This is a genomic window from Actinoplanes ianthinogenes (assembly GCF_018324205.1).
GTDB classification, from domain to species: Bacteria; Actinomycetota; Actinomycetes; order Mycobacteriales; family Micromonosporaceae; genus Actinoplanes; species Actinoplanes ianthinogenes.
This window is the reverse complement of sequence record NZ_AP023356.1, coordinates 7,738,403-7,757,373: the sequence shown is the minus strand read 5'-3', so window position 1 is coordinate 7,757,373 and position 18,971 is coordinate 7,738,403. Positions and strand designations below refer to the sequence as shown.

General features: G+C 70.9%; 14 protein-coding genes. 9 read left to right on the top strand and 5 right to left on the bottom strand.

The annotated features are described in order from the left end of the window. Nucleotides 1–388: 388 nt before the first annotated feature. The gene (locus Aiant_RS34995; RefSeq protein WP_189333906.1) at nt 389–1,426 is read left to right on the top strand and encodes a LacI family DNA-binding transcriptional regulator; all 1,038 of its coding nucleotides are present in this window, start codon (nt 389–391) and stop codon (nt 1,424–1,426) included. Here Aiant_RS34995 and Aiant_RS34990 read toward each other — a convergent pair. The 3 genes from Aiant_RS34990 to Aiant_RS34980 all read right to left on the bottom strand — a co-directional run bounded on the left by Aiant_RS34990 (nt 1,391) and on the right by Aiant_RS34980 (nt 4,543). After that, a complete protein-coding gene (locus Aiant_RS34990; protein WP_189333905.1) occupies nt 1,391–2,293 on the bottom strand; it encodes a carbohydrate ABC transporter permease in 903 nt (300 codons plus the stop codon). The two genes, Aiant_RS34995 and Aiant_RS34990, sit on opposite strands and share 36 nt — an antisense overlap. Before the next feature lies 1 nt (nt 2,294). Then, nucleotides 2,295–3,143 (bottom strand): carbohydrate ABC transporter permease, encoded by an 849-nt coding sequence (locus Aiant_RS34985; protein WP_229830838.1) that lies wholly within the window; start codon nt 3,141–3,143, stop codon nt 2,295–2,297. Between the two features lie 74 nt (nt 3,144–3,217). Then, complete coding sequence (locus tag Aiant_RS34980; RefSeq protein WP_229830837.1) at nt 3,218–4,543, bottom strand: extracellular solute-binding protein; 1,326 nt, start codon at nt 4,541–4,543, stop codon at nt 3,218–3,220. 269 nt (nt 4,544–4,812) lie between these two features. On the opposite strand from Aiant_RS34980, the gene Aiant_RS34975 reads away from it, so the two are divergent. From Aiant_RS34975 to Aiant_RS34950, 6 genes are all read left to right on the top strand, one after another. After that, nucleotides 4,813–7,200 carry a glycoside hydrolase family 3 N-terminal domain-containing protein gene (locus Aiant_RS34975; protein WP_229830836.1) on the top strand — a complete coding sequence of 796 codons (2,388 nt, stop codon included), beginning with the start codon at nt 4,813–4,815 and terminating at the stop codon, nt 7,198–7,200. A gap of 46 nt (nt 7,201–7,246) precedes the next feature. After that, nucleotides 7,247–8,452 carry a PP2C family protein-serine/threonine phosphatase gene (locus Aiant_RS34970; protein ID WP_189333903.1) on the top strand — a complete coding sequence of 402 codons (1,206 nt, stop codon included), beginning with the start codon at nt 7,247–7,249 and terminating at the stop codon, nt 8,450–8,452. 90 nt (nt 8,453–8,542) lie between these two features. Then, nucleotides 8,543–9,979, top strand: coding sequence for a gamma-aminobutyraldehyde dehydrogenase (locus tag Aiant_RS34965; RefSeq protein WP_189333902.1), 1,437 nt, complete (start codon nt 8,543–8,545; stop codon nt 9,977–9,979). Then, the gene (gabT, locus tag Aiant_RS34960; RefSeq protein WP_189333901.1) at nt 9,979–11,244 is read left to right on the top strand and encodes a 4-aminobutyrate--2-oxoglutarate transaminase; all 1,266 of its coding nucleotides are present in this window, start codon (nt 9,979–9,981) and stop codon (nt 11,242–11,244) included. Before Aiant_RS34965 ends, gabT begins: the two co-directional genes overlap by 1 nt. 44 nt (nt 11,245–11,288) lie before the next feature. Next, the gene (locus Aiant_RS34955; RefSeq protein ID WP_229830833.1) at nt 11,289–11,744 is read left to right on the top strand and encodes an Lrp/AsnC family transcriptional regulator; all 456 of its coding nucleotides are present in this window, start codon (nt 11,289–11,291) and stop codon (nt 11,742–11,744) included. A 3-nt stretch (nt 11,745–11,747) separates the two neighbouring features. Next, nucleotides 11,748–12,980 carry an NAD(P)/FAD-dependent oxidoreductase gene (locus tag Aiant_RS34950; protein WP_189333899.1) on the top strand — a complete coding sequence of 411 codons (1,233 nt, stop codon included), beginning with the start codon at nt 11,748–11,750 and terminating at the stop codon, nt 12,978–12,980. A gap of 997 nt (nt 12,981–13,977) precedes the next feature. Here the strand turns inward: Aiant_RS34950 and Aiant_RS34945 are convergent. Both Aiant_RS34945 and Aiant_RS34940 read right to left on the bottom strand, forming a co-directional pair. Beyond that, nucleotides 13,978–15,588 carry a sensor histidine kinase gene (locus tag Aiant_RS34945; protein WP_189333898.1) on the bottom strand — a complete coding sequence of 537 codons (1,611 nt, stop codon included), beginning with the start codon at nt 15,586–15,588 and terminating at the stop codon, nt 13,978–13,980. 68 nt (nt 15,589–15,656) lie between these two features. Then, nucleotides 15,657–16,040: a response regulator gene (locus Aiant_RS34940; protein WP_189333897.1), complete on the bottom strand. Its 384-nt coding sequence runs from the start codon at nt 16,038–16,040 to the stop codon at nt 15,657–15,659. Between the two features lie 142 nt (nt 16,041–16,182). On the opposite strand from Aiant_RS34940, the gene Aiant_RS34935 reads away from it, so the two are divergent. Together Aiant_RS34935 and Aiant_RS34930 are read left to right on the top strand one after the other, a co-directional pair. Continuing rightward, complete coding sequence (locus Aiant_RS34935) at nt 16,183–18,087, top strand: glycoside hydrolase family 3 protein (RefSeq protein ID WP_189333896.1); 1,905 nt, start codon at nt 16,183–16,185, stop codon at nt 18,085–18,087. A gap of 68 nt (nt 18,088–18,155) precedes the next feature. Next, nucleotides 18,156–18,878: an alpha/beta fold hydrolase gene (locus tag Aiant_RS34930; protein ID WP_229830831.1), complete on the top strand. Its 723-nt coding sequence runs from the start codon at nt 18,156–18,158 to the stop codon at nt 18,876–18,878. Nucleotides 18,879–18,971: the final 93 nt, after the last annotated feature.

The following is an 18,971-nucleotide window of genomic DNA, read 5'->3' as shown; positions in this document are numbered from 1 at the left end:
CTCCCGGCCGGTGGGGAGCCGGGTGCGCCCGGCTCCCCACCGAAGGCGGCTCAGCCGATCATGAGCTGCGTCACCGGCCGTTCGCTGAACGGCCACCTCGGCTTGTGCCGTACTTCGATACAGCGCTGCAACCGGCAACCTTGCGCTGACCTGGGCAGGCCTGTCGTTGACCTGTTCGTGGAAGCGCTCTCCGGAAGTTTCGGAGTTCCCGTCGGAAGCGCTCCCACCGCAAAACCGCAGGACACGCTTAACCGGTTAACCGAAAATGGGTGGTTTCCAGCGTGTTGAACTATCACTGAGGCATGGCATGATTTCGGTGCCGGGCCCGGAAGTTGCAGACATCGCAGTCCGAAAACGCTGCACCCCGGCGGGTAAGGAGTGCGCGCCCATGGTTGCCGGTAAGCAACGCGTCACCATCGCGGCCATCGCTGACGCCGCGGGCGTCTCGGTGCCGACCGTCTCCCGGGTGCTCAACGGACGCTCCGACGTCTCGCCGCAGACCCGTGAGCTGATCGAGCGACTGCTGCGCGAGCACGACTACCGGCCCCGCAACTCTCGGCACTCCGGCCGGGCCCGCCTGATCGACCTGGTCTTCAACGACCTGGACAGCCCGTGGGCCCTGGAGCTGGTCCGCGGCGTGGAGGACGTCACCCACGCAGCCGGCGTCGGCACCGTGGTGTCCCAGGTGCACCGGCGGACCACCGCGACCCGCCAGTGGCTGCAGAATCTGCGGGCCCGCGCCTCGGACGGGGTGGTCTTCGTGACCTCCGACGTGGCCGAGCCGGTGCACACCGAGCTGCACCGGCTGCGCGTGCCGGTGGTGATCATCGATCCGGCCGGCGGCGCCGCGACCGACGTGCCGACCATCGGGGCGACGAACTGGTCGGGCGGGCGCACGGCCACCGACCACCTGATCAGTCTCGGTCACCGGCGCATCGGTTTCATCGCCGGGCCGAAAGATCTGCTGTGCAGCCGCGCCCGCCTCGACGGGTTCCGGGCGGCGATGGAGGCGGCCGGGGTGCCGGTCGACCCGGGCCTGATGGAGCAGGGCGACTTCCGCAACGAGTCGGGATATCAGGCCGGTGGGCGGCTGCTGGACCGGCCGGACCGGCCGACCGCGATCTTCGCCTCCAGCGACCAGATGGCGCTCGGCGTCTACGAGGCGGCCCGCCGCCGGGGCCTGCGCGTGCCGGATGACCTGAGCGTGATCGGCTTCGACGACCTGCCGGACGCGTGCTGGTCCTCGCCGCCGCTGACCACGATCCGTCAGCCGCTGGCGGAGATGGGGGCGCTCGCCGCGCGGACCGTCCTGCGACTGTCGCGCGGCGAGACCATCGAGACCCCCCGGGTGGAGCTGGTCACCAAGCTGATCGTGCGGGAGAGCACGAAGTCACTTGCCGAAACCCGCGGTCAGACCACTGAGTAGCTGACGGCGGCCGATGACGTAAAGGGTCAGGATCGGCAGCGTGGTCAGCACGACGGAGGCCAGCACCGCCGGGATGTTGATGTTGTACTGGCCCTGGAACGCGGTGAGCGCCAGCGGGAGGACCCGCCGCTCCGGGCTCTGGGTCAGGATCAGCGGCAGGAGGAATCCGTTCCACACCTGGAGACCCTGGTAGATCGTGACGGTCACCAGGGCCGGGCGGGTCAGCGGCAGCGCCAGGCGCCACAGCGTGCCCCACTCGGTGGCGCCGTCCATCCGCATCGACTCGAACAGCTCCTTCGGGATGTCCCGGATGAAGTTCGAGAGCACCAGCACCGAGAGCGGGATGGCGAACGCGATCGACGGCAGGATGATCGCGCCCAGCGTGTCGTACATCTTGAGCTTGATGATCAAGAGGTAGACCGGGATGATCACCGCCTGCAACGGGATGGCGAGACCCATCAGGAACACCGCGTTCACCGTACGCAGGAACCGGCTCACCGCGCTGCCCCGCACGATGGCGTACGCCGCCATGAACGACACCACGATCGCCGGGGCCACCGCGCCGACGGTGACGATCACGCTGTTGAAGAAGTACCGGATGAAGTCGTGCTCGATCACGAACCGGTAGTTCTCGAGGGTGGGGTCGGTCGGCGGGGCCAGTGGGTTGGTGGAGAAGTAGTCCGCCTGGAGCTTGAAGCTGGTGATCACGATCCAGTAGATCGGGACGATCACCACGCCCAGCCAGAGCCAGCCGGCCAGGCCGCCGAACCAGTTGTACTGCAAGAGCTTGGAGCGGCGGCCGGTCGACGGTGGCGCCGCGTGCGCGGCTTTCCCGGACTGCCGGCTGCTGTCGAGCATCGTCGTCATCTCAGGCTCCTTCCAGCTGGCTCTCGGCCGCGTCGCGTCCGCCGAGCCGGCGCACCAGCAGGGCCAGGCCCAGACCGAGCAGCACCAGGATGACGGCGATGACGCTGGCCGGACCCATCAGGGTCGCCTTGAAGCCGCGCTGGTACATGTCGACCGCGAGCGCCCGGGTGGCGTCGCCGGGACCACCGGCGGTGAGCACCCAGATCAGGTCGAAGAAGGTCAGTGAGCCGACCACCATCAGCGTCGACGATGTGATGATCGTGTACTTCAGCTGCGGCAGCGTGATGCTGAAGAACTTGCGGACCCGGCCGGCCCCGTCGATCTCCGCCGCCTCGTACATCGAGGCCGGGATCTGCCGGACGCCGCCCTGGTAGATCAGCGAGTGGAACGGGATCCACTGCCAGGACACCACGAAGATGACCACGCCGACCGCGAGGGTGCTGTCGCCGAGCCAGTCCTGCTGGAGGAACTCCAGGCCGAGACCGGCGCCGAGCCCGAAGTTCGGGTCCAGCAGCATCTTGTAGGTGATGGCGATGGCCGCCTGGCTGAGCAGCAGCGGGACGAAGAAGAGCACCGCGAGCACGCTGCGGTACCGCGAGTGCTTGGCGATGAAGACACCGAGGAGGATCGAGATCGGGGTCTGCGCCAGCCAGGAGAGCGCCATGATCAGGAAGGTGACCCAGAGGGCGTGCGGCAGACCCGGGTCGCTCAGCACGGACTTCCAGCTCTCCAGCCCGGCGAACGGCACATTCTGGCTGAGACCGTTCCAGGACGTGAAGCTCAGGTAGAGCACGCCGAACAACGGGATGATCCCGAAGATCGAGAAGGCGACCAGTGCCGGCCACGCCATCCAGGAGACGGAACCGCTCCCCCCACCGCGGGAAGCGGTGGAGGGAGCGGACCGCACTACAGGGGGTGCGATCGTCATTTGCCGATGACCGCGTTCATGTTGGTGGCGAACTCCTGCGGCGTGAGCTTCAGCTGGAACAGCTTGGCGATGTTCTCCAGCAGCGTCTCGGCGGCGGTCGGGCTCAGCGCTTGGTCCCAGGACTGGGCGAAGTTGCCGGCCTTGCTGGCGACGTCGTAGATGAAGTTGAGGAAGTCCTTGTCGGGCGAGGACGCGAGCTTGGAGTTCGAGCCCTGGACGATCGGGACACCACCGGTCTCGATCCAGCCCTGCTGCTCGGTGTCGTCGAGCAGGGTCTTGAAGAAGTTCTTCGCGGCTTCCTTCTGCTTGTCGGAGGCCTTCGAGTAGATCGACAGGTACTGCCCGGCGTTGCCGACGGTGTTGGTCGGGTCGCCCTTGCCGCCCTCGACCGCCGGGAAGTTGAAGAAGCCCAGCTTGCCGTCCTTGATGAAGTTGCCGCCGTCGGCCTTGATGATGCCGTACGACCAGGAGCCGTGCAGCTCCATCGCGGCCTTGCCGCGGTAGAGCAGCGCCTGGTCGGCGTTCGAGTCGGCGGTGACCGACGCGAAGCCCTTGACGAAGCCGTTCGCCTTGATCAGGTCCTGGATCTTGGTCAGGCCCTCGATCGCGGCCGGGTTGCTCCAGGCGTCCTTCTGGCCGTTGTAGGCGTTGCCGAAGACCTCCGGGCCGCCGATCCGGTCGAAGAGGAACTCCAGCCACATCATGTTGGTCCAGCGGGACTGGCCGGCCAGCGAGAACGGCGCGATGCCCTTGTCGTTGAACTTGGGGAGCATGGCCATCAGCTCACCCCAGGTCTGCGGCGGGGCCGAGACGCCGGCCTTCTCGAAGACCTCCTTGTTGTACAGCATGATGATCGGCTGCACGGTCTCGGCGGGCATCGCGTAGATCTTGCCGTCAACCGTGGCCGGGCCGAAGGACGCCTTGAACAGCCGGTCCTTGACCGCGGCGTTCTGGCTGAACCAGTCGGTCAGGTCGTCGACCTGGCCGGCCTCGACGTAACTCTTCAGGCCGCCGCCGCCCCAGCCCCAGATGATGCTGGGTGCCTGGCCCGCGCCGAGGGCGGTCTTCAGCTTGTCCTTGTAGGTGTCGTTCTGGAATGTGGTGACCTTGATCTGGCCCTGGCCGAGCTTGTTGAACCGGTCCACGGCGCCCTGCCGGATCGGCTCACCGGGCGGGCCGCTGAGGAACCAGTAGCTGGCGGCGTCGGCGCTGCCGGAGCCGGTGTTGCTGCTGGTGTCCGACGGACCGGAGCTGCCGCACGCGGCGAGGCCGGTGGCCGCGGCCGCACCCGCGGTGAGACTCAGAAAGTTCCTGCGCTTCACGCTGTTCTCCGTACTCGAAGCAAGCCGCGGCGAGCCGCGGGAGGTGATAAAGCGATGGCGACGGCGGTCACTGAGTTCCGGAACTTTCGAGTGACAGCCGCAAATTAACGCGAGGTTTCGTTAACGTAGGGTTTCGCTGTGACGGGTGTCAAGGCCCTTGCCCTAACCGTGCCCTGAGCGCCAGAGTAGGCACCGTCGGCAGGCACTTTCGTTACGCCGGCGTGCTGTACAAGGCCCCCGAAAGTTTCGGGAACCGTTCGGAGGAAACGTTGACCACAGAACAGGTGACCCAGCCGTGGCGCGACCCGGCGCTGCCCGTCGCCGACCGCGTCGAGGCGCTGCTCGCCGAAATGACCCTCGAGGAGAAGGTCGCACAGCTGGGTAGCCGCTGGGTCGGCAACGACATGGGCGACTCCGGCCAGGAGCCGGGATACGACCCGGAGGAGCAGCACAACGTCGCGCCGATGCAGGACGTCTTCGCCGCCGGCGGTTCGATCCCGCTGGAGGAGTCCGCCAAGCACGGCCTCGGTCACCTGACCCGGGTGTACGGCAGCGTCCCGCTCACCCCGGCCGAGGGCGCCGCCGAGCTGATCCGCCAGCAGCGCGTGGTGATGGCCAGCCGGCTCGGCATCCCGGCGCTGGTGCACGAGGAGTGCCTGACCGGGTTCACCGCGTTCGGCGCCACCGTCTACCCGGCCGCGCTCGCCTGGGGCGCCACCTTCGACCCGGAGCTGATCGAGCGGATGTCCGCGGCGATCGGCCGGGACATGGCCGCGCTCGGCGTCCACCAGGGCCTGTCCCCGGTGCTCGACGTGGTCCGCGACTACCGCTGGGGCCGGGTCGAGGAGACCATCGGCGAGGACCCCTACCTGGTGGCGATGGTCGGTTCGGCGTACGTCCGCGGCCTGCAGAGCTCCGGGGTGATCGCCACGCTCAAGCACTTCGCCGGATACTCCGCTTCCCGTGGCGCCCGTAACCACGGCCCGGTGCCGATGGGCCGCCGTGAGCTGATCGACCTGATCCTGCCTCCGTTCGAGACCGCCGTGCAGATCGGCGGGGCGGGCTCGGTCATGAACTCTTATTCCGACGTCGACGGCGTCCCGGCCGGCGCCGACCCGTGGCTGCTGACCGAGGTGCTGCGCGACGAGTGGGGCTTCACCGGCACGGTCGTCTCCGACTACTGGGCGATCCCGTTCCTGGCCACCATGCACGGCGTCGCCACCGGCAACGCGGACGCCGGCGCGCAGGCCCTCGCCGCGGGCATCGACGTCGAGCTGCCCGACACCATCGGGTACGGCGCCGAGCTGGTCGCCAAGGTCCGCGGCGGCGAGGTGCCGGAGGAGCTGGTCGACCGCGCCGCCCGCCGGCTGCTGACCCAGAAGGCGCAGCTCGGCCTGCTCGACCCGGGCTGGACGCCGGAGGAGTCGGTGCTGGCCGCGCCGGTCACCGACCTGAACGGGCCGGCCAACCAGGGCCTCGCCACCGAGCTGGCCGAGCGCTCCGTCGTGCTGCTCGACGCGGGCAGCGCGCTGCCGGTCACCGCGCCCTCGGAGACCCGGCCGTTCCGGATCGCCGCGATCGGCCCGTGCGCCGACGACGCCCGGACCTTCCTGGGCTGCTACGCCTTCCCCAACCACGTGCTCCCCCGGTATCCGCAGCTCGGTCTCGGCCTGGACATCCCGACCGCGCTGGACGGCCTGCGCGCGGAGTTCCCGGCCACCGAGATCACCCACGCCCGGGGATGCGAGGTGTCCGGCGACGACCGTGGCGGTTTCGGCGAGGCGGTCGAGGCGGCCCGCGGCGCCGACCTGGCGGTGGCCTTCGTCGGCGACCTGGCCGGCCTGTTCGGCAAGGGCACCTCGGGCGAGGGCTGCGACGCCGAGGACCTGCGGCTGCCCGGCGTGCAGCCGGAGCTGCTGGAGGAGCTGCTGGCCACCGGCACCCCGCTGGTCGTGGTGGTGGTCTCCGGACGGCCGTACGCCCTCGGCGACCTGGACGGCCGGGTCGCCGGCCTGGTCCAGGCGTTCATGCCCGGCCAGGCCGGCGGGCACGCCATCGCCGGGGTGCTCAGCGGCCGGATCCAGCCGACCGGCAAGCTCCCGGTGCAGATCCCGCGGCACCCGGGCGGGCAGCCGGGCACCTACCTCCAGCCGATCCTGGGCGCCACGCACAGCGGGGTCAGCAATCTCGACCCGACGCCGCTCTACCCGTTCGGCTACGGCGGCTCCTACACCAGCTTCGCGGTCGACGAGCTGCGGGTCAGCGCGGACTCCGTGCCGACCGACGGCGAGTTCACCGTCTCGGTCCGGGTCCGCAACACCGGCGAGCGCGACGGCGCCGAGGTGGTCCAGCTCTACCTCGCCGACCCGGTCGCCCAGGTCACTCGTCCGGTGCGCCAACTGTCCGGTTTCCATCGCGTCGAGCTGGCCGCGGGCGCGGGCGCCCAGGTGACCTTCCACGTGCACACCGACCGCACCGCGTTCGCCGGCCGCGATCTGCGGCGCGTGGTGGAGCCCGGTGACCTGCGCATCCTCGTCGGAACGTCGGCCGGCGACCTCCCCTGCGAGGCGACCGTCCGGCTGACCGGCCCGGTCCGGCCGGCCGGCGCCGACCGCCGATTGGTGACGCCGGCGGAGGTGCGGCCGATCGAATCGTGACTGCTGGTTACCGTCCGCTCCGGTGAGCGGACACTAGGCTGAAACCGTGCCCCGACGCATCAATGACGACGAACGGATCCGGCGATTCGAGGCCGTCACCGATGCGGCGCTGTCCCGCCTCGACGCCGCCGATCTGCTCGACGAGTTGCTCGATCGCGTCCGGGACCTGCTGGACGTGGACACCGCGGCGATCCTGCTGCTCGACGTGCACGCCCAGCAGCTGGTCGCCACCGCGGCCAAGGGGCTGGAGGACGAGGTCCGGGCCGGGTTCCGGGTCGCCGTCGGGCGCGGTTTCGCCGGCCGGGTGGCGGCCGGCCGCCGCCCGGTCCGGATCGCCGACCTCACCCCGGACGACGGGGTCAACCCGATCCTGGTGCAGAAGGGCATCCGGTCGCTGCTCGGCGTGCCGATCATGGTCGGCACCGACCTGGTCGGGGTGCTGCACGTCGGGTCGCTGACGCCGCGGCGGTTCGGGGCGGACGACGTACGCCTGCTCCAGCTCGTCGCGGACCGGGCCGGTCTGGCCGGCCGGCTCCGCGCCGACAAGCTGGACCACGCCGCGGCCCTGGCCGTCCAGCGCAGCCTGCTGCCGGCCCGGCTGCCGGAGATCCCCGGCGTCCAGATGGCCGCGCGGTACGTCCCCGGCCACGCGTTCGGCATCGGCGGCGACTGGTACGACGTCTTCACCCTTCCCACCGGCGACCTGGGCGTGGTGATCGGCGACGTCTCCGGGCACGGCCTGGCCTCGGCCGTGGTGATGGGCCGGATCCGCAGCGCGCTCCGTGCCTACGCACTGATCTGCGACGACCCGGCCGAGGCGCTCACCCTGCTGAACCGCAAGGTGCAGCACTTCGAGGCGGGCAGCCTCACCACCGCGCTGTACGCCATGATCAGCCCCAACCGGGACCGGATCGTGCTCTCCTCGGCCGGCCACCTACGCCCGGTGCTGGCCCGCCCGGGCGCCCCGGCCGAGCTCGCCGGCATCCCGGTCGACCCGCCGCTCGGCGTCGGCCGCACCCCGCGCCCGCGGCGCAGCACGACACTCGACTTTCCGCCCGGCGCGGTGCTGCTCTGCTACACCGACGGCCTGATCGAACGCCGGGACCAGGTGATCGATCGCGGATTGGGCCACCTCACCGAGCTGGTTCAGGCGGAGAATGCGGAGACGGTGTGCGCCACGGTGATGAGCGCGGCGGGCACCGAGCAACCCGGGGACGACGTCGCGGTGCTGGCCGTGCGGCGCCATCCGTGAAACACGGAAAAATGCCCTAGCCCCCTTGTTCACCACGGATTCAGCGGAAAAGATGGGGCGGCACGCACTGATCCCGAAGCTGGAGGCCGGATGACCGCCAAGAAGGTTCTGCACAATTTCGTCGCCGGCGCCGCGGTCGCGCCCGCGGACGGCCGGTACACCGACCTCGTCGACCCGGCCACGGGCGAGGTCTTCGCCTCCGCTCCGGTGTCCGGCCAGGAGGATGTCGACCGGGCCATGTCGGCTGCCGCGTCCGCGTTCGACCAGTGGCGCACCACCACTCCCAGCGACCGGCAGAAGGCGTTGCTGAAATTCGCCGATGCCGTCGAGGCCCGCGCCGACGAACTGGTCGCGGCCGAGTCGCAGAACACCGGCAAGCCGCTCGGCCTGACCGCCAGCGAGGAGCTGCCGCCCGCGGTCGACCAGATCCGGTTCTTCGCCGGCGCCGCCCGGCTGCTCGAGGGCCGCTCCGCCGGGCAGTACATGAACGGCTTCGAGAGCTACGTGCGGCGCGAGCCGATCGGCGTCTGCGCGCAGGTCACGCCGTGGAACTACCCGCTGATGATGGCCGTCTGGAAGATCGCGCCGGCCCTGGCCGCGGGCAACACCGTGGTCCTCAAGCCGTCCGACACCACGCCGGTCACGAGTGTCATGCTGGCCGAGATCGCCGCCGAGTTCCTCCCGGCCGGCGTCTTCAACGTGCTGCTCGGCGACCGGGACACCGGCCGGGCCCTGGTCGAGCACAAGACCCCGCAGATGGTGTCGATCACCGGCTCGGTGCGGGCCGGCATGGAGGTGGCCGGGTCGGCCGCCGCCGACCTCAAGCGCACCCACCTGGAGCTGGGCGGCAAGGCCCCGGTCGTGGTCTTCGAGGACGCCGACATCGCGGCGGCCGCCGCGGACATCGCGGTCGCCGGTTACTTCAACGCCGGCCAGGACTGCACCGCGGCCACCCGGGTGCTGGTCGCCCCGGCCGTCTACAAGGACTTTGTCGCCGCCCTCGCCGAGCAGGCCAGGGCCACGAAGACCGGACAGCCGGACGACGAGGACGTGCTCTACGGCCCGGTCAACAACGCGAACCAGCTGGCCCGGGTCAGCGGCTTCCTGGACCGGTTGCCCGACCACGCCTCGATCGAGGCGGGCGGCGCCCGGGTCGGCGACCGCGGCTTCTTCTGGTCGCCCACGGTCGTGGCCGGTCTGCGCCAGGACGACGAGATCATCCAGAACGAGGTGTTCGGCCCGGTCATCACCGTGCAGCAGTTCACCGACGAGGACGAGGCGGTCCGCTACGCGAACGGCGTCGACTACGCGCTGGCCTCCAGCGTGTGGACCAAGGACCACGGGCGGGCCATGCGGATGACGCAGCGGCTCGACTTCGGCTGCGTCTGGGTCAACTGCCACATCCCGCTGGTCGCCGAGATGCCGCACGGCGGCTTCAAGCACTCCGGGCACGGCAAGGACCTCTCGGTGTACGGCCTGGAGGACTACACCCGGCTCAAGCACGTCATGCACAACGTGGGCGCCTGATGTCCAAGTCCGAGGACCTGCAGAAACGACGGGTCGCCGCGGTCGCGCGGGGCGTCGGCTCGACCATCTCGGCGTACGTCGACCACGCAGGCGGGGGCACCCTCACCGACGTCGACGGGCGGGAGTGGATCGACTTCGCGTCCGGCATCGCGGTCACCAACGTCGGCAACGCCGCGCCCAAGGTCGTCGAGGCGGTGCGGGCGCAGGTGGAGCGCTTCACCCACACCTGCTTCATGGTCGCGCCGTACGAGTCGTACGTCGCGGTCTGCGAGCAGTTGATCGAGCTGACCCCGGGCACGTTCGAGAAGCGGGCCGCCCTGTTCAACTCCGGCGCCGAGGCGGTGGAGAACGCCGTCAAGATCGCCCGGCACGCCACCGGGCGGCAGGCGGTGGTGGTGTTCGATCACGCGTACCACGGCCGGACCAACCTGACCATGGCGCTGACCGCGAAGAACATGCCGTACAAGCACCGGTTCGGGCCGTTCGCGCCGGAGGTGTACCGGGCGCCGATGTCCTACCCGCTGCGCGACGGCGGGCTGGACGGCGCCGAGGCGGCCCGCCGGGCGATCGACGTGATCGAGAAGCAGGTCGGCGCGGGCAACGTGGCCGCGGTGCTGATCGAGCCGATCCAGGGCGAGGGCGGCTTCGTCGTCCCGGCTCCGGGCTTCCTGCCCGCGCTCGCGGCCTGGGCGGCCGAGGCGGGCGCGGTCTTCATCGCCGACGAGATCCAGACCGGGTTCTGCCGTACCGGGCAGTGGTTCGCCTCCGAGCACGAGGGCCTGGAACCGGACCTGATCACCACGGCCAAGGGCATGGGCGGCGGGCTGCCGATCGCCGGTGTCGTGGGGCGGGCGGACCTCATGGACGCGGTGCACGCGGGCGGACTCGGCGGGACCTACGGCGGGAACCCGGTGGCCTGCGCCGCCGCCCTGGCCGCCATCGAGACCATGCGCGAGCTCGATCTGGCCGCCGCGGCGCGACGCATCGAGACCGTACTGAAAACCTCTTTGTCTGAAATTTCGGCCATAGCGGAATTGCGTGGCCGGGGTGCGATGATCGCCGTGGAGATCAACAAGCCCGGTGGCCTGGAGCCGGATCCGGTCCGGACCGCGGCGGTGTCCAAGGCCTGTCACGACGCCGGTCTGCTCACGCTGACCTGCGGCACCTACGGCAACGTGCTGCGTTTCCTGCCCCCGCTGGTCATCTCCGACGAGGATCTGGAACGCGGCATCACCATCCTGACCACCGCTCTACGGAACAACTAGGACTCTCTTTGCCCGGACATGTCCTCACAGGGAAGAATCGCGACGTGAGCGACGTGGCCCTGGACGAGATCAACAAGCAGATCATCGATCACCTGCAGCGGGACGGGCGGATGTCCTACGCCACGCTCGCCAAGACGATCGGGCTCTCGGAGGCCGCTGTGCGCCAGCGCGTACAGCGGCTCCTGGACAACGGCCTGATGCAGATCGTCGCCGTGACCGACCCGCTCACCCTGGGTTTCGCCCGGCAGGCGATGGTCGGCCTGCGGGTGAACGGCGACCTGCGGGAGATCGCCGACGAGTTGGCGTCCATCCCCGAGGTCGACTACGTGGTGATCTGCGCCGGCCGCTACGACCTGCTGGTCGAGCTGGTCTGCACCGACGACGAGCACCTGCTGGACCTGCTCAACGAGAAGGTCCGGACCATCCAGGGCGTCGCCGCGGTGGACACCTTCATGTACCTCAAGCTCGCCAAACAGACCTACGCCTGGGGAACCAGATAACACATGAGCTTCTGGCTTGAGTCGCTCGGCCCGATCGAGCGACGCTCCGCCCTGCCCGCCGACCGGGACGCCGACGTGGCCATCGTCGGCGGCGGTTACACCGGGCTGTGGACCGCGTACTACCTCGCCCGGGCCCGGCCCGACCTGCGGATCGTCGTGCTGGAGGCGGAGTTCTGCGGCTTCGGCGCGTCCGGCCGCAACGGCGGCTGGGCCTCCGGCCTGTTCCCGGTCTCCGAGGCCAAGCTGACCCGCAGGTTCGGCGCCGACGCGGCGCGGGCGATGCACGCGGCGCTGGCCGACGCGGTCGACGAGGTGGGCCGGGCCGGGATCGACTGCGACTACGCCAAGGGCGGGGTCATCTCGCTGCTGCGCACCCCCGGCCAGCTGCGCCGCGCGCCCGCCGACCGGCTCGACGCCGACCAGGCCCGGGCGATCTGCAACGCGACCGGCGTGCTCGGCGGCGTCTACAGCGAACACTGCGCCGCGCTGCACCCCGGCAAGCTGGTCCGCGGGCTGGCCTCGGCGGTCGAGGAGCTCGGCGTCACCATCCACGAGGGCACCCGCGCGCTGTCCGTGACGGCCGGCGAGGTGGTCACCGACCGCGGCACGGTCCGGGCCGACACCGTGGTCCGGGCCCTGGAGGGCTACACCGCGGAACTGCCCGGGCACCGCCGGGACCTGGCCCCGGTCTACTCCCTGATGATCGCCACCGAGCCGCTGCCGGCCTCGGTCTGGGACCGGATCGGCCTGAAACGCCGGGAGACGTTCACGGACGAGCGCCGGATGATTATTTACGGCCAGCGGACCGCGGACGATCGGCTGGCGTTCGGCGGCCGGGGCGCGCCGTACCACTTCGGTTCCCGGGTCCGCCCGGAGTTCGACCGGGTCCCCGCGGTCTTCGGCAAGCTCCGGCACACCGTCCAGGAGCTGTTCGGGATCGAGGTGCCGGTGGCGTACCGCTGGGGCGGCCCGCTCGGCATCCCCCGCGACTGGATGCCGAGCGTCGGCCTGCGCGACGGCGTGGCCTGGGCCGGAGGGTACGTCGGCGACGGCGTCGCGGCGACCAACCTGGCCGGTCGCACCCTGACCGACCTGATCCTGGGCCGCCGGACCGACCTGACGCGGCTGCCCTGGGTCGGTCACCGCTCGCGCCGATGGGAGCCGGAGCCGGTCCGCTGGCTCGGCATCAACGGTGGGCTGCACGGCACGGCCCTGCTCGACGCCCTCGACCGCTGACGATCAAAAGCGGACCGCCGCCTCCCTCACGGTCCGCCATTTCCGGTACGCCCTCCCGCGCTCAGCTCGAAGTCACCGAGCAGAGCCCAGGGCCAGCCGGGACGTCGGGCTGGCCCCCACAGCCCTATCCCCCACCGAGATAGGGCTCTGTGGTCCAGCCCGAGTAACCGAGCTGGACCTCACAGCCCTATCAACCGCCAGGAAAGGGCCACCAAGCCCAGCCCGAGTCACCGAGCTGCACCACAGCGCCCTATCCCCCACCGAGAAAGGGCCACCACAGCCAGCCCGAACCACCGAGCTGGACCACAGCGCCCTATCCCCCACCGGAAAAGGGCCACCACAGCCAGCCCGAACCACCGAGCTGGACCACAGCGCCCTATCCCCCACCGAGAAAGGACCACCAAAGCCAGCCCGAACCACCGAGCTGGACCACAGCGCCCTATCGACCACCGGGAAAGGGCCACCAAGGCCAGCCCGAGTCACCGCGCTGGACAGCAGAGCCCTATCGACTGCTGGGAAAGGGCCACCACGCCCAGCCGGGGTGTCGGACTTCGGCGCACGGTTCTGTCGCCGACAGGACCAGGACCATCAGGACCGGCTGGACTGGACGGGCGGGGCGGGGTGGCGTTTCGGAGTTTGAGGGGTTCGCGGCGTACCGGAAAAATCGGCTCATGTCGGAAAGTGGGCGGCTGACCGGAACCGGCTGCGCACCCGATCTGAACCGGGGGCATCGGCGGGCCGTAACCGGCGGCCGCAACCGCGACCAGCAACTCCGTGGCCTGGCGCGCAAAGACCGCGACCAGCCACCGACCGCAACCGCCGGCCGCAACCGCGACCAGCCAGCGACCGCGACCGCCGGCCGCAACCGCGACCAGCCAGCGACCGCGACCGCCGGCCGCAACTGTAAGCGCGGCGGAGCGGGCCGAAGGCGGACGGCGGAGCGGGAGTGGGCGGGTGGCGGCGGAGCGGGGGGACGGGAGAGGCAGCGGCGGGCGGGTCAGCCGTGAAGCGGGAGCCGGACGCAGACGACGGTTCCGGTCGGGGTGTTGGCGGTCAGGCGGATGGTGCCGCCGTGCAGGCGGACGATGGCTCGGGCCAGGCTCAGCCCCAGGCCGCTGCCGTGGCTGCCCTGATGCCGCACGTTGCTGCCGCGGAAGAAGCGGTCGAAGACCCGGTCGCGTTCCGACTCCGGGGTGCCGATGCCGGTGTCGGCGATGCGCAGGCAGGCCCAGCCGTCGGCGCTCTGCAGGGTCACCCGGATCGGGGCGCCGGGTGGGCTGTATTTGACCGCGTTGGCCAGGAGGTCGCCGAGGACCTGGCGGAGGCGGTCGGCGTCGCCGGGCAGGAGCAGCTCGCCGGGCAGGTCGGTGGTGATCGTCGAGTGGGCCGTGGTCACCGCCTCGGCGACCAGGGCGGCCAGGTCGACCCGGCGTTTCTCCAGGGCCAGGTGTCCGCCGTCCAGGCCGGCCAGGTCGAGCAGCGCCTCGGCGATCCGCTGGAGCACGGCGGCGTTGCGGGCGATGGTCCGGGCCATCTGGCGGCCGTCGTGGTCGAGCCCGGCCGCGTCCTCGGCGAGGATGGTGGCGTTCGCGGTGATCGAGGTGAGCGGGGTACGCATCTCGTGCCCCACCAGGTCGACGAAGTCGTTCTGCGCCCGGGCCAGTTGCCGGGCCAGTTCCTCGGCGCGGCGCAGCGCCACGAACACCCCGATCTGCGCGGCCACCCCGTCCATCAGCACGGTGAGCAGCTCCTCGTGCCGTTCCTGCGAGCCGGCATAGCAGGTCAGCACGCCGAGCATGGTGGTGCCGTCCTGCACCGGCACGGCCAGCACGGTCCGGATCCCCCGCTCGATGCAGACCTGCACCCGTTCCCGCTCGTGCGGGGTCCGCAGGTTGAGCTCGGCCCCGATGTCCGGCACCCAGATGGCCCGCCCGGTCTCCCAGACCCGCCCGGTGATCCCCTCCCCGCGCCGCGGGGTGTGCCCGAAGAAGCCGTCCGGTGTCGTGGTGCCGGTGTCCCAGTACCCGACCGACCGCAGCGCGCCGGCCGCCGACTCGTCGATCAGGAACAGTTCGGCGCACGGCCAGCCGAGCGTGACGGCGACCGCGCGGAGCACCTCGGGCGCGGCCGCGTGCACCGAGCTGGCCTGTTTGAGCACGTGTTCGACGGCGAGGTGGCAGGCCCGGAACCGTTCGGCGCGGCGCAGCGCGGTCACCTCGTGCGCCACCGAGACCGCGCCGAGCAGCTGGTGCGCCGCGTCGAAGATCGGCTGGGCGGTGCAGGCGAAGATCCTTACAGGCTGGTCCGGTCTGCGGATGCAGACGTCCTCGGCGACGATGTGCTCGCCGCGCAGCGCCCGCATCAGCGGGGTCTGCGACCAGGGCAGCGGGCGCGCGTCGGGGCTGGTCATCACCCGCTCGGAGCGTGCGGCGAAGTCGTCCGGCACCGGTCCGTCCAGCGGGAAGCCACGCACCTCGCGCATCGCCCGGTTGATGAAGACGACGCGGCCGGTGGCGTCGCACGCGACCACGCCCACGGAGAGGCTCTGCATCAGGGTGCCGAGGAACGCATCGCTGTCCGGTGTGACCGGAGCTCCGAGCACCGCCATGGTCCGCCCGTTCCGAAGCCGCCCCGCACCGTTGCGGGGCGCTGCCCTATTAATACTATATGTACGTTTTAGGTCGAGCACTCCTCATCGTGCTCGTGCGCCAGCAACTTCTTGACCGCCTCGACCAGCCGATCGTTCGGGCAGGGCTTGAGCAGCACCGCGCAGGCCAGCGCTGCGGCCCGCGGGTCACCGGGGGTGAGTTGCCCGCTCAGGATGGCCACCGGCAGATCCCGGGTCTCCGGGTGGGCGCGCACCTTCTGGATCAGCTCCCAGCCGTCCATCCGCGGCATGCCGAGGTCGGTGAGCAGCGCGTCCGGATGCTCGTCCTCGATCATTTCGAGGGCGGCCTGCCCGTCCGCCGCACGGAGCACGGTGACCCCGGCCCGCTTGCACACCCGGGTCAGAACGGCGGCGATGTCCTCGTCATCCTCGGCGATCAGCAACACGGCCATTCCGTCAGCATGCGCCCGGCAATGAGCACAGCGGGAGCTTTTCCAGCAATGTCGGTTGCCGCAACCCACTGGAAACAACCACCTGGAAACAGGGCGTGACGATACCGAGTATCGAGAGTGACCGATACCAGAGGAGGGCGACATGAACAGACGGACCCTCGCCGGCGTCACCACGTGCGCGACTGTCGTCGCGCTGCTGCCCGGCGCCGCCGCGACGGCGGCCACCACGCCACTGTATCGAGACGCCCGGCAACCGGTGGAGAAACGAGTCACCGACCTGCTGGGCCGGATGAGCCTGGCCGACAAGATCGGCCAGATGACCCAGGCGGAGCGCGGCGCGGTCGCCGCCGACCCGTCGCTCATCACCCGGTGGCGGCTCGGCTCGGTGCTCTCCGGCGGCGGCTCGGTGCCCACGCCGAACACCCCGGAGGCCTGGGTCGCCATGGTCAACGAGTTCCAGCGGGCGGCGCTGGCCACCCCGCTGGGCATCCCGATGATCTACGGGATCGACGCGGTGCACGGGCACGGCAACGTGTACGGCGCCACCGTCTTCCCGCACAACGTCGGCCTCGGCGCCACCCGCGACCCGCGCCTGGTCGGACAGGTCTACCGGGCCACCGCGGAGGAGGTCCGGGCGACCGGCATCCCGTGGGACTTCGCGCCGTGCGTCTGCGTGAGCCGCGACGAGCGGTGGGGCCGTTCCTACGAGAGCTTCGGCGAGGACCCGGACCTGGTCGTGCGGATGCGCACCGCGGTCACCGGGCTCCAGCGCGGCGGCGTGCTGCCGACGCTCAAGCACTACGCCGGGGACGGCGACACCGAGTACGGCACCGGCAGCGGCGACTACACGATCGACCAGGGCATCACGGTCACCAGCCGCCGGGACTTCGACCGGATCGACCTGGCGCCCTACCGGGGTGTGCCGGGTCTTTACGCCGTCATGCCGTCGTTCTCCAGCGTCGACTGGACCGAGGACGGCGTCGGCAACCCCACCAAGATGCACGGCAACCGGGAGCTGATCACCGGCACGCTGAAGGGCCGGCTGGGCTTCCAGGGGTTCGTGATCAGCGACTGGGAGGGCATCCACCAGCTGCCCGACACCAGCACCGACCCGCGCCCCACCGCCGCGCAGGTCCGCGACGGGGTCAACGCCGGCACCGACATGTTCATGGAGCCGAACACCGCGGCCCGCTTCGAGGAACTGCTCACCGCCGAGGTCCAGGCCGGGCGGGTGCCGATGAGCCGGATCGACGACGCGGTGCGCCGGATCCTGCGGACGAAGTTCCAGATCGGGCTCTTCGAGCATCCGTACGCCACGACGGCCGCCATCGACCAGGTCGGCAGCGCCGCGCACCGGGCCCTCGCCCGGCAGGCCGTCGCCGAGTCGCAGGTGCTGCTCAAGAACAGCCACCACCTGCTGCCGCTGAAGAAGAACGCCAAGCTGTACGTGGCCGGGCGCAACGCCGACGACATCGGCAACCAGGCCGGCGGCTGGACCATCGACTGGCAGGGCCGCTCCGGTGACGCCATCCCGGGCACCACCATCCTGGCCGGGATCAAGCAGGTCGCCCCGCACGCCCGGGTCACCTACAGCAAGGACGCCTCGGCGCCGGTCGGCAAGGACGACATCGGCGTGGTGGTGGTCGGCGAGACACCGTACGCGGAGGGCTTCGGCGACGTCGGCGGACCGGTCTGCTCGTGGTGCACCGAGCCGCAGCACGAACCCAAGTCGCTCACCCTGCAACCGGGCGACAGGGCGGTCGTCGACAAGGTCTGCGCCGCGGCCGCCGCGTGCGTCGTGCTGATCGTCTCCGGCCGCCCGCAGGTGATCACCGATCAGCTCGCCGAGATGGACGCCCTGGTCGCCTCCTGGCTGCCGGGCAGTGAGGGCGCCGGGGTCGCCGACGTGCTGTTCGGCCGCGAGCCGTTCACCGGGCGGCTGCCGGTGACCTGGCCGCGCTCGACCGACCAGGTCCCGATCAACATCGGCGACAAAACCTATAAACCCCTTTATCTGTACGGATACGGCCTGCACACCCGCCACTGATCACACGCGACTGATCCGCCCGGCGCCGAGCCGGGCGGATCACGGCATTCGTCGATACCCTCGATCGGGTGACAGCTCAACCACCCATCGTGTTCATCGCCGCCCTCGGTGAGCCGGGGCGGAACTGGCAGCCGGTGCTGGACCGCCTCGGCGACCTGCCCACGGTCACCTACGACCGGCCCGGCACCGGGGACGCCCCGCCCCGGCCGGCGCCCAATCCCCCGCTGCCCTACAGCGCGCTCGCCGACGAGCTGGCCGCGCTGCTCGACGAGCGCGGGATCACCGGCCCGGCGGTGCTGGCCGCGCACTCGCTGGGCAGCCTGATCGCCCGGGTGTACGCCGACCGGCACCCGCACCGGGTCGCCGGGCTGGTGCACGTCGACGGCTCGCTCCCCCAGCTGCGATTGTTCGACGGCGCGGAGGACCCGGTCGACGGCGACGAACCGGGCGCCACCGAGCTGGATCTGATCCGGGGGCAGGTCGAGGTGATCACCGCGACCCCGGCGCCGGTGCCGACCGTGGTGCTGACCCGCACCCCGCACCACGCGTCGACCGCCCGGCTGCCCGGCGGCGTCGAGGAGCTGTGGCTGGCCGGCCAGCGGATCCTGGCCCGGGACGCCGGGGCGCCGCTGATCGTCGCGGACGACGCCGGGCACCGCATCCCGCAGGAGGCGCCCGATCTGGTGGCCTACGCGATCCGGCTGACGCACGCCGCGGCCGCCGGGGGCGCCGGGATCACCGTCGACGCCGAGGCGCTGAGCAAGGCCGGCGGGCACCTCGACCAGGGCTGACTCCGGGACGCCGCGGGTGTTCGCGGGACCGCGTCCCGGCCCGGTCACGGCGGGAGTGCTCGGGGCGTACGCGAAGCGGGGTTTGAATTAGGG